8 protein-coding genes are annotated in these 12,050 nt (G+C 27.4%); 5 read left to right on the top strand and 3 right to left on the bottom strand.

Features of this window, described 5'->3' with window-relative positions; genetic code table 4:
- Complete coding sequence (locus JM47_RS02840; protein WP_208894891.1) at positions 1 to 2,430, top strand: DEAD/DEAH box helicase family protein; 2,430 nt, start codon at positions 1 to 3, stop codon at positions 2,428 to 2,430.
- Positions 2,431 to 3,211: 781 nt separating this feature from the next.
- A complete protein-coding gene (locus JM47_RS02845; protein WP_208894892.1) occupies positions 3,212 to 4,594 on the top strand; it encodes an RNA-binding domain-containing protein in 1,383 nt (460 codons plus the stop codon).
- 281 nt (positions 4,595 to 4,875) lie between these two features.
- Here JM47_RS02845 and JM47_RS02850 read toward each other — a convergent pair whose 3' ends face one another.
- From JM47_RS02850 to rpsO, 3 genes are all read right to left on the bottom strand, one after another.
- On the bottom strand, positions 4,876 to 6,765 hold the full coding sequence (locus JM47_RS02850) for a DUF31 family putative serine protease (protein ID WP_208894893.1): 1,890 nt from the start codon (positions 6,763 to 6,765) through the stop codon (positions 4,876 to 4,878).
- A 22-nt stretch (positions 6,766 to 6,787) separates the two neighbouring features.
- Entirely contained in the window at positions 6,788 to 8,251 is a 1,464-nt protein-coding gene (locus JM47_RS02855; RefSeq protein WP_208894894.1) for a DUF31 family putative serine protease, read from the bottom strand.
- Positions 8,252 to 8,372: 121 nt separating this feature from the next.
- Positions 8,373 to 8,642: a 30S ribosomal protein S15 gene (rpsO, locus tag JM47_RS02860; RefSeq protein WP_038102964.1), complete on the bottom strand. Its 270-nt coding sequence runs from the start codon at positions 8,640 to 8,642 to the stop codon at positions 8,373 to 8,375.
- A 475-nt stretch (positions 8,643 to 9,117) separates the two neighbouring features.
- Here rpsO and JM47_RS02865 point away from each other — a divergent pair, with 475 nt between their 5' ends.
- The 3 genes from JM47_RS02865 to JM47_RS02875 are packed head-to-tail and all read left to right on the top strand — an operon-like array spanning position 9,118 to position 12,040.
- Positions 9,118 to 10,596, top strand: a complete 1,479-nt coding sequence (locus JM47_RS02865) for an MSC_0624 family F1-like ATPase-associated membrane protein (protein ID WP_208894895.1) — start codon at positions 9,118 to 9,120, stop codon at positions 10,594 to 10,596.
- A 2-nt stretch (positions 10,597 to 10,598) separates the two neighbouring features.
- Complete coding sequence (locus JM47_RS02870) at positions 10,599 to 11,141, top strand: DUF2714 domain-containing protein (protein WP_051749415.1); 543 nt, start codon at positions 10,599 to 10,601, stop codon at positions 11,139 to 11,141.
- Positions 11,142 to 11,152: 11 nt separating this feature from the next.
- Positions 11,153 to 12,040, top strand: a complete 888-nt coding sequence (locus JM47_RS02875; protein ID WP_038102413.1) for an MSC_0622 family F1-like ATPase gamma subunit — start codon at positions 11,153 to 11,155, stop codon at positions 12,038 to 12,040.
- Positions 12,041 to 12,050: the final 10 nt, after the last annotated feature.

Here is a 12,050-nt window from a genome sequence, read left to right on the forward strand (position 1 = left end):
ATGATACTTTCGAATACACAAAAACGTGCTGTAAGTCAACTTATTGAACGCTATAATGATTTTTTAAATAGCGATCAAGATCAAGATAAAAAAATAGTTTATTTTAAAGCCCCTACTGGTAGTGGTAAAACCTTTATGATGGCTAATTTTATCCATCAAATGATTGAAAATAATCGTAACGATGCCTCGCCACATAAATTAGTTTTTATTATCGCTACTCTTTCATCAGCAGATTTACCTTATCAAATGGAACAAAACTTATTAGAATATAAATATGTTCTACAAGCGAATTATGAAGTTATAAGAGTTGAATCTCCTAGTTCAAGTTCTTCTCAGAATAAAAGGGATTATGATCCTCAATTACATGCTGATGTTGATAACGTATTTATATTTGGAAAATCATCATTTGGCAAAAACCGGATTTTAACCGAACATGGCATACTTGATGCGTTTTTAGATCAAATTAAAAACGAAAATTATCGACTAATTTATATTAGAGATGAAGCACACTATGGCTCAAATGAAGTAAAAATTAAAAAAGGTGGAGATGTTCAAAAATTTGAAACCAGAGTAAGCAATGTTGCTAGCTACATTGTCAAAATGACCGCTACTCCAGATTATAGTCAAAACATAGTAGCAATCGATGAAAAAGAATTTGAAAATGATAACATAAAACTAATTAAAAACAATCTAGTTTTCAACGAATCAATTAATGATATTGATATTGATAAAATTGATGATACCCAAATTATTGAAACAGCTTGTGAAAAATTTAAAGAAGTAAAACTTCGATATGCACAAAACAATAAAGAAACACTAAATGTTCGTCCTGCAATGCTTATTCAAGTTGACAATGAAAAGAAAGAGCAGAGCGAAGAATTTCAAAAATATATTGAAAATCTAACTAAAATTATTGAAAAACACAACTTAAGCTGGGTTAAATATTTTTCAAATGAGAAAATTACTTCTAATAAATTAATTGATAGCGATTCTAAAGTATCACTTAAAGAAATATCGCGAAATGGATCAAACTATGATGTAATTTTATTTAAAATAGGTCCGGCTACAGGATGAAATATTCCAAGAGCTTGTATGCTTGTCCAATTGAGAAATGTTGCTTCGAAAGTCTTATCAACACAAACTATTGGTAGAGTTCGTCGTGTGCCTATTCCTATGGAACGAGTAAACTTTGATCAAAATTCAATTGCTAACACATATTTTATTTATTCAAATCATCAAGAAGTAAAAAAATCACGTATTGAATATCAATTACAAAAACAATACAAAGATGTTAAATTTGTTTATGGTCAAATTAATACCGAAGTAATTCAAAAACAATTAGATACAAGAAAATATGAGCAACAAATTATTGAAAATATTTTTGACAAAAAACGTTTTATTGATCGACAACAAGAATATTTTGATGACTTCAAAAAATATGAATTCATTGATGGAAAAACATCAACTTATGGAGATAAAGTAAAGATCGACTCTAAAATTACTAATTCAATTGAGCTTGAATTATATGTTAAAGGTCAATTACATAACTTAAGAAAATATTTACCAAATGAATTAATAAATACAATGCATAATTTAACCCTTAATGAAGAAACTGGCGAGTATTTAGTTGATAAAAATATGTTTTGTTACATATTAATAAAAGAAAATTTGGATAGTATTAAACAAATATATAACAATAATTTAGAAAAAATTAATAGCGTTTCTGAGAATAGAGTTTATCAAATTAAGCAAAGTAAAAATTTACCTGATAAAAGCTTTATAACTATTTCTGAAAGTAACAAAGAAAATAATATTACTTTTAAAGATCCAAATAAAATCAAATACGCTTATATCCCAATTGATCCTAACCAAAATAACTACTATTTTGATTCAAAACCTGAAATCTCATTTGTAAAAAGTATAAGAGATTTTCTAGTGCGTAATGATAGCAATGTGAAATTATGAACTAAAAACCCTTTATCAAGTAATATATCATTTGAATATTTTGATAATAATTCAGAAATATTATCATCATTTCCAGATTTTATCTTTGAAATAATTAAGCCAAATAATATTAAACACTATTTATATATAGAAGTTAAAAGCATTGACGATTGCAATCCAGATAAAACCACTAAACTAATTGATTCATATAAAAAATATATAAATGATTGAAAACAAATCAAAGAATATCGATCTTTTAATAATATTTATGAGACAGAAATTACCATTGCTGTATGTTTTGTAAAAATAGATAATAATCAACATAAGTGTTATCTAATTGGTGCAAGCACTAATGAAGAATTTAATAAAAAAATTTATTTAGAGATACCTAACAACATTAAAGTTGACTTTATTAGTAATCCCAACAAATATAATCCATATGATAATGCTAGTCATATAATTGATGATATACTGAAGAGTTGCTAATTTATTCAACTTTTTAATAAAAGTATAATTACAACACAGAAATAAGTAAATTCTGTGTACTTGAAAGTAAGTTCAATTGCAACACCACAGTTGGGCTTATTTTTATTCTACATACTTGAATAGAAAAAATGATTTTTAGATAAATTTAATTATTTTTTGTACAAAATTAATAGACAATCAAGACAAAATACTCTATACTATGTTGCTAAATTGTAAGTTGTTTTTATGCCACAAACTTTTATCAAATTTCTTTTTAATTTTCTGCTGATTGTTGATGGGTTTTCGTTTAATAAAGTAGCTATTCTTCTTATAAAAAAACAATATTTAAATGATTAGATATAACAATTCTGTCTTCAATTGTGAGATGCTTATATTTGTTTTTGCTTAAAATCATATGTAAATATTTTGAAACAGTATATATCTTCAGTTTTGGAAATTACTAATTTATCAAGTGTTTGGGATAGGAACCAACCATTATTAGATAATGGGTATAAAGAAAGAATAGGACAAGCGTTAATAAATTCAGGTTATGTTAGACCTTGTAAAGATAAAAAGGGTCAACAATTACGTTCACAAAACGACAGAGAAATACTACTGTTCATACACATTTATTGTAGAATAAAGGAGAAGTAGGCGTCTGCCTTTAGGTGGCTGTAACTTTTTATTATTTGTTGTTTATTTAAAAATTGTTTTTAGATAACACGTTATATGCGAAAATATTCCCCACTTTGTTCCCCACTTATGATATAATAAACGTGGGTAATAAAAGGTTGATTAAACTATGAGTAAGTATTTTGAAATCATAAAAAATTTAATAAGTCATCAAACAGAAGAAGAGTGGTTCGAATTTAAAGAAAATTGGGACGAAGCACATGGAATAGGAGAATATATATCTGCGCTATCAAATGCAGCTGCAATTTGTAGACAGGAATATGGGTATCTTGTTTGGGGTGTAAATAATGAAACTCATGAAGTTTTAGGAACTAAATTTAATTATAGAGTCGCTGTTAAAGGTGAACCTTTAGAGCATTATTTAGCAAGGCAATTGAAACCGGATATTGTTTTTTCTTTTCATGAAGTGGATTTTGATAATAAGAGGGTAGTTCTATTAGAAATTCCTGTAGCTAAAAATGTTCCAACTTCTTTTGATGGAATAAGATATATTAGAATAGGTTCAAGTAAAGTGAATGTTAGTAAATATCCTGATAGAGAAGCTAATTTATTTGAAGTACTAAGCAAAAAAGAAAAAACAATAGATAGTATTGAATCTGAATATCAAGATTTAACTTTTGAAAGATTGTTTACATATTATGCAGGCAAAGGAATTTCTCTGAAATTTGAAACTTTTAAGAAAAATCTTGGGCTTTTAACTAAAGATGGTAAGTATAATTTGATGGCTCAATTGCTGTCAGATGACAGCCATATACCTGTAAGAGTATCGGTATTTAGTGGAGAAACGAAAGCAAGTCCTCTATATTCTGTAAAAGAGTTCGGTAACACTTGCATTTTGTTAACCTTAGATAAAGTATTACAATATGCAGATGTAATAAATATAATCCAAGCAGATGAGAACAGAAGAATTACTACAAGAAAAGATGTTGCTTTATTTGATATGAATGCTTTTAGAGAAGCGATTATAAATGCTTTTGTTCATAATAAGTGGATAGATGGTAATGCACCGATGATTACGGTATATAGTAACCGTATAGAGATTCTTTCAAGAGGTACACTTGATCCGAAGCAGACGATTGAAGGGTTTTATATGGGTGAGTCTATCCCGGTTAACCAAAAACTGTCGAAAATATTTTTACAACTTCACATCAGCGAGCGTTCAGGAAGGGGCGTTCCTAAAATCATAGATAGTTATGGAAAAAATGTGTTTAATTTTAGAGAAAATTCAATTGCAGTTAACATTCCTTTTAATTGGATTAACAATGTAGGGGATAAAGTGGGTAATAAAGTGGGAGATAAAAGACCTCTAAATGATAGACGAAAGAAAATTTTAAAAGAAATAAGAAACAATCCTAATGTAACTCAAGCACAATTATGCAAAATTATAGGCATAGGATTAACAGCCATCGAAAACAACATTAGATTTTTGAAAGAAAATGAATATATAGAACGAGAAGGATCTAACAAGACAGGCTATTGGAAAATTAAGTAATAGTACTTGAAAGTAAGTTCAATTGCATCGCTGCACATGGGCTTATTTTTTATTCTACATACTTTAATAGAAAAAAAAGATCAAATGCCATCATTAAATTTTTTACTTTAATAATGTTGCAGTTGATCTTGCAATCAAGCAAGTACCTTTAAAAATGTACTTTTTTAGAATTAATTTTATATTTTAAGAACCTAAACAATAATTAACTTTAAATAAAGAAATGATTAGCAATGTTAACTAAAATTAAGCAGTTTTTATATTCTTAATTACATTAACTTATATTACTGATTTCTTACTTCTTTTGGTTGATTATTAGTTTGATTAGTTGGAGTTGTAATTGTTGGAGTAGGTTTAGTATTTATTTCTTTTTCTTTTTGTTCTTGAATAAGTTTTTGTAAGTTATTAATTACTTGGGTTATATTATGTTCAGAATAAACAGGAAATCTAGGATCATTATATAAAGTAAAAGTAGTATTAAAAGGAACTATTTTATTATTAACTTCTTTATTATGAACAAAACTAATTTTTAAACCAATATTTGATTCTTTATCTCAGATTACTTTAATTTGATTAATTGCACTAGGATCTGGTAGTAGTCCATGTTCTTTGTTTAAGAACTTAGGATTAACAATACTGTAAATAAAATGGGTATATGTTTTTACAAATTGTTCAAATTCATCTGATTGATTTTGACTCTTGTCAAAAATCAATCCTCCTTTAGCATATATTCCTTCTTCTCTTTGTTCAATAGCATGTAATCTACTTACTAATTGTTTAAGATGTTTTAAGTATTCTAAAAAAGTATTGTTATCAAAGTTAGAAGTTAGAATGTTAGTGTTGTAGTTAGTATCTAAATAAGTATTTGATCTTTTAGTAAAAGCTAGATAATTTTTAATTAAATCTTGATTAATATTACTTACATTATCATTAAAGAAGATTGGTGTAAAGTTACCATAAAAAGGTCCTGCTTTATTATTAGTAATATCAACTACTCTAACTCCTCCTCAATAGATGCCAATGATATTATTATTAATATCAAAAACTGGTGAACCACTTGCTCCTGGTCCTAAGTCAAATCCTTGGGTTGGGATATCGTATGAATGGTATGGATACTTTTTAAGATTCTTATCAAAGAATGGTTTGTTATCTTGTGTATAGAAAGCAATTTTATTACCAAAAACAATTGGGTTATCGTTACGATAAGTTTTTGCATCTGAAAAACTATCGATATAACCAGTTGCATAATTAGCATATTGATGGTAGTAAGAATAATCCCCATCATAACTATTTTTAGCTGTAAAGTGGGGATAACCAGCTGAATAAAACAATGAATTTTTTAATTTTTGTTTATTTAAGATCACATTTCCAAAACCAATTCCTTTAATTGGTTTGAAGTTTCTAAAGAAAGGAATTTCTTTTTTCTGTCTTCTTGTTGGTGTAATTTTAATGATTGCAAAATCTGATGCTTTATTATGATTTCTAAGAGCATTTAAATCAGAACTATCTGCTCCATAATTAATCGCTTCATCTTTAATACCAACAGGAAGAATAGTATATGTTCCTGGTGAATATTGATTAACTTCTGCTTCTTTTAAGGGAAGAATTTTAGACTGAGCAGTTGCTGTTTTAGAGAACACCAAACTATTTCTAAATCCTTCGTTATAATCAACAATTGGACTTTGTCCAAGTTGTGTTGAACCTATTGTTAATTTAACATCTTGAGCAGCTGCAGCTACTAAACCAATTACATGCATATTAGTAGCAATATAGAACGTTTTAATATCATCAATTGTAGCTTGATCATAGTTTCTAACATTATCTTCAAGCTCAAAATCAAAGATCCAACCACTTCCATATATGTTAATAGCAGTATTTCTACTAGTTCTCATATTAAAACGCAAAGACATTACAGTTTGATTAGCGTGAACTGTATTTTCGTTTGCAAATGCATTTGGATTTGATTGTGAAACTTCTTTAGCTTTGTCTTTAAGAACACCAAACTCAGAGATTTTATCACTTACATCATGACTACTAAAAGGATTATTCAAACCCGGATAAAATCATGAGTTAATGTAGTTTAAAAATGAACAAGCTGCAATTGTTGTACAAACAACAACCCCAGTTGCTACAAATCCACTTAAACCTGCTATTACTTTTCATGCTTTACGCATAAAACTATCCCTTTACTTTCATTTAAATAAAATAAAAATAGTTATTTTTCTTAGATTGATCTTTAAAACTAATTTGGACTAATAACTTTACATCCTTATTAGGATTTTTAATTAATTTAATTTGATTAACATCATTTACATTAAATTGATTATAAGTATTGAAATGATTAAATTGGGTTTGTACACCTTTAATAAAATCATAAATTAGTTTTATTTGTTCTTGTTTATTTATTGTTGTTTGTTGATTGATCGATTCAACAACATTATTAAATTCTTGTTGATTATTTTGGTTTAAATTAGCAACTAAGTATTTAGTAGCAAAAACATGATCTAAATAGGTATTATAGTTTAATGTAGCTTTTAGATAATTTGCTAATAAATCTTGCTTAATTTCTTCTTTTAAATAGATTATTGGTGAAAAATTACCATAAAATTGGCTATTATTAGTTTTTTCAACAATTCTAAATCCACCCCAGTAGATACCAATAAAGTTATTATTTGTATCAATCACAGGTGAACCACTTGCTCCAGATCCTAAATTAAAATCTTGTTTTGAATAATCATAAGCATCATATTCATATTTCTTAATTTGTTTAACTAGATCATTGGTAACGTTTTTTTGATGTCTAAAAACATTTTCATCATAATAAACCGGATTATCTTCTCGATAGTTAATTGCTTTTTGATCACTACTTAAATAAAAAGGTTTAAAAGGAGCAATTAATTTTGGATCATTACCTTTATATTGTTTGTAATATGGTCTTCTTGTTTTATTATCTTTAATGATGGCATATCCTGCACTATAAAAATCAGTATTAGAAACATCATTAAAACTACTAAAACTAGGTAAAGTGTTGAAATTAAAGTTTACTAATCAAGGTAAATGTTGTTTTTGAAAATCTGAAGGAACAACTCTAATGATTGCCATATCAACAGCTTTAGTTCTAGTTTCACTATTATTAGCTAAACCAACTGGAAGAATTGAAAAAGATGCTTTTTGATCTTTATGATTTGATTTGTTTGTTTTAATAAATGCTTCAACGCCATCAAATGGATTAGCAAACAAATCAGGATTTAATCCTTTATTGTTTTGATTGATCAATTTTAAACTTTTAGCTTGACTTATTTTTAATCTAGCATCATTTCTAAGTGCTGCTACTAAATTAATAACATGAATATTAGTAGCAATATATAAAGCTTTAATATCTCTTAATTGAACATTATCATAAGTTTTATTAGGATATAATTCAACATCAAACAACCAACCAGTTCCTGTTAATAAATTAGAACTTTGATTAACTTCAAAACTTAATGAAAAAACATTTTGACTTAAAAAAAGAGTTTGTGGGGTTAGTTGTTGATTGTTTTCTAAAAGACCTGTGTTATGTTCTACTGTTTCTTGTTTTGGAACAGAACAAGCAACAATTAAACCAGCTGGAAGAATAAGTGCAACTGGTAAACTAGTTCACAAAAATCATTTTTTCATACTATACCCCTTTCTTTTGTATTGTTATATTATAAATTAGATATTAAAAAGATAGAGAATAAAAATAAACACCAAGAGCAACAATTATGTCCTTAGTGTTTATTTAATTGGATTTGATTAATTACCCACGTAGGTTTAATTCTTTTACAATTTCACGGTAACGTTCAATATCAGTTCTCATTAAATAAGATAATAATTTCTTACGTTGAGCAACTTTCTTATATAAACCACGCTTAGAAGTTTTGTCTTTTTTGTTTTCAATCATGTGTGATGTTAATGAAGCAATTTCAGCTGATAAAATTGCAATTTGAACTTCAGTTTTACCAGTGTTTTGTTCACTACCACCAAACTTAACTACTAAGTCAAGTTTTTGTTGTTTAGAAACAGCCATGATTATATCTCCTTTTTTAAATCAAAATATTCGCCACTACCGAGCTTAAAATCGAGATTTATTTCAAACCAAGTAATGGTAGTTTAAGAAATAATTATATATTATTTGTAAATATAAGATATTAAAATATATAACTAAATCTTATTAAGTATAGCATAATACTATATATAAAGGAAAAAGAATATAAATTCATTTAGAACATAGAAAACAAAAACAAAAAATTTGTTATTTTGTTTAACACTTATTAAATTTTATTGTTAAAATAGTATGCTAAAAAGAGCCATAAACCATTTTAAGGGCTAAAATTAAATAATAATTAGGAATCTTATTTATTTAATAAATAACAAGGATGATCCTTTTTATAGCCTTAATTAAGTGTTGTTTATGTACCAAAATATTATTTACTAAAGGATGAAAAAAGCAAACAGATACATATAATAATCTAGTTAAAAATTGTTTGTTTAAAATAATGTTTATGCGTTTATTAGAAATTAAAAAGAGCTCCTTCTTTTGAGGGAAGCGATCAAAAGATAAGCTTTGTTCGCAAATCTTGCGGATCGCTTTAATACTCTTCTATCTGGCCGCTTCAGTTGCAGTGGTCTTCACCTTAGATTCGTATTTTTTTAAGGGTCAATCAATCGGACTTGAAAGAGTATTAGTTCAAAGTCCAAATTCAGTGTATTATGCAGGAGTGGCTTTTATAACTAATGCTTCCTTCTTGCTGGGTGCAATGTTTGCAGGAGTTTATGGAGCATTTAAGCTTTTAAGTAAGCACGAATGGAACTTACGACCAGTTGCCCCATTCTTAGCTTTATTTATTGCAATTGCAATTGGTAATTTAGCTGCATACTTCTTAGTTGATCATGTAGCTAAAGGTACAAACGGAAGCTTTATATTGCAATCATCTTGAAAAACAGCTTATATCATTGCTTGACAAATAATTTTAGTTTATCTAGTTTGAATTACTTACTATTTTGCTATTTATCGTCGAACAAAAGGACACGACTTAAAATTCATTAAAGCTCAAGGTTATTACATTATAAGTCTTGTAGCAATTGGTGTATTGTTAGCAATTGGAGTTGGGATCTTTACAGGTATTGTATTCCATCCAAGTAATCGTGGTAATGTGCTTAACTTAGAAAGAAATGCTGTTATCATTGGATTTGAACAATTCGGAGCAAGAATTCACGAATCACTTTATGCTTTCTACACATTCTTAATCATCATTGGTTTAGTTGGATTATTATCTTTATCAATCTTACCTAAACTATTTATGTATAAAGAAACAAGAGCTATTCTTGAAGATAAAACTCATATTTGAGCATTAGCTTATACTATCTTCTTAGCAACATTTGCTTACTTCTCTTCAATTGCTTTTGGTGAATTTAAAGTTAATGAGTTTGGTGCAACACAACAGTTTGCTAGTTTATGAGGAATGTTAGTTGTTGGTGTGATTTTAATTGGATTATATGCTATAGCTAACTTTGCTCCATTCACATCTTATTTAAGAAGCAAATATGGTTTTGAGCTTTTATTTGGAACTGTTTCATTAGTTTGATTATTTACAATTTGTTTATCAACATTTAATGATAATCAATCAGAAAACTTCAAGGTTCTATTTATTGGAGCGATTAGTACAATTCTAATCGTTGGAATATTTGTATTTAAAAACCCACAAATAGTGACTTATCAAAAAGTGATCTTATCAATCTTCTTAGCATTAATTGCTTTTGTGTTAATGATTAATGCTTACAACCACCACTTAGAGATGCATGCCCTAAGTAGAGGAGGATCAAGACGAAGTGTTGATTATGACTTACCGCTTTTAACTAAAACATATATTCCGATTTTAATTTATTTCTCTACTTACTTAATTGTTGCAACAAGTCTAAAATTAAGTACAGTCTTAAAAAATAAATGAATCATTGGTGCTAACAAGAAGGAGAATAACTAATTATGACTTCACGTAAAGAAGCTGCAAAACTTAACAGAGACAATAGAACTGTTGAAACTTCAAACCATGGCATGAAAAGTGCTTATGACAAATATGAACAATTAATCCAACAAGATAACTTTATTTCAGCAAACGCTTTATTAGCAACAAGTTTATTAGATGCTAATTTAGCATATGACTCAAACGAAGCTAAAACCTTTGTTTTAAACCTTAAAAAAGGTGTTGAAAACAAATTAGATATTGTATTTAAATACTTCATTATTACTTGAACACGAAATTTAAGATATAGCTTAAAACGTTTAATTCCTAGTTTATCTCAAAAAGAAAGTGTTAATTCTGATGCTCTTAACTTTGTATCAGCTAAGAACTCAGCTTCATTAGATAGTTTATTAAATGCTTTAAATAATGCTATTAATCAATATTTAATTAAAGAACATAGACCAGTTGAAATCGTTGATGGAATTATTCTTTATGTTTCAGTTGAAACAAAGAGTTTAAAAGTTGCTTTTAGTGAAAACATTGTTAAACCAAGTGAAACTGAATAAGGTTAAAGCTTATGAACCTAAAAACCAAAAAAGAAAAATTAGAGAATTATATTAAACTGAACGACATTGTTAACTTAAACTGAAGTATTTCATTAATTGAAATTAACCGGTTAATGAACAAAACTAATAAAGCAAGTTTGCATGTTGACTTAAATTCTCGTCTTATTAATGTGCTAAGTACATTAGGAATTGAAATTGCTAATCTACATGCTGTTAACAAACATTGATTTTCGAAAAAAAGCAAAAAACGACCACTTAAAACACTTTGGATTTATCCAACATCTGATGAAAAATATACAACTGCCTTTTTTACAGCTGTTGAAGAAGAAATCTTAGCTTCAATTCAACCCCAAGATGAAATGGTATGTATTGGTAAAAAAGCAATTGCTTTTGCTTTAAAGAACAACATCAAAACTTTAGTTAGTTATGAAAATGAATTAGATATTAACCAAATAGCTATTCAATTAAGTACAGTTCTTGGTAAACACATCAAAGACTTTGGTTATGATAATGTTTATTTTATGGTTAAAAACCAAGGACAAAAAGATTTAAAAACAGTTATTTTCCCAGTTGATAAAAACAATATCCAACTACCTGATAATGACTTAATTAAAACTGAACACCTTAAAAATGAAAAGTTATTTACTAAAGCTCTTTTCTATCCATCTGTTAAAGTCTTCTCTAAGAATATGTTAGTTAACTACTTCTATACATCAATTAACTTACTATTATTAGAATCATTATTTATTGTTTATAAAAACAAACTAATTAATGAAAACAAAACCCTAAAAGAATTAGAAGAAAAAATTAAGTATAACAAACGTGAAATCTTAAAGATTAAACGTGAGTTAGAAATTGAAGAAATGAATCTGATTGAATCAGATAAATTAATTAAGTAAGGAGTCGCAT

This window comes from Ureaplasma diversum (assembly GCF_000941095.1).
GTDB lineage: Bacteria > Bacillota_I > Bacilli_A > Mycoplasmatales > Mycoplasmoidaceae > Ureaplasma > Ureaplasma diversum.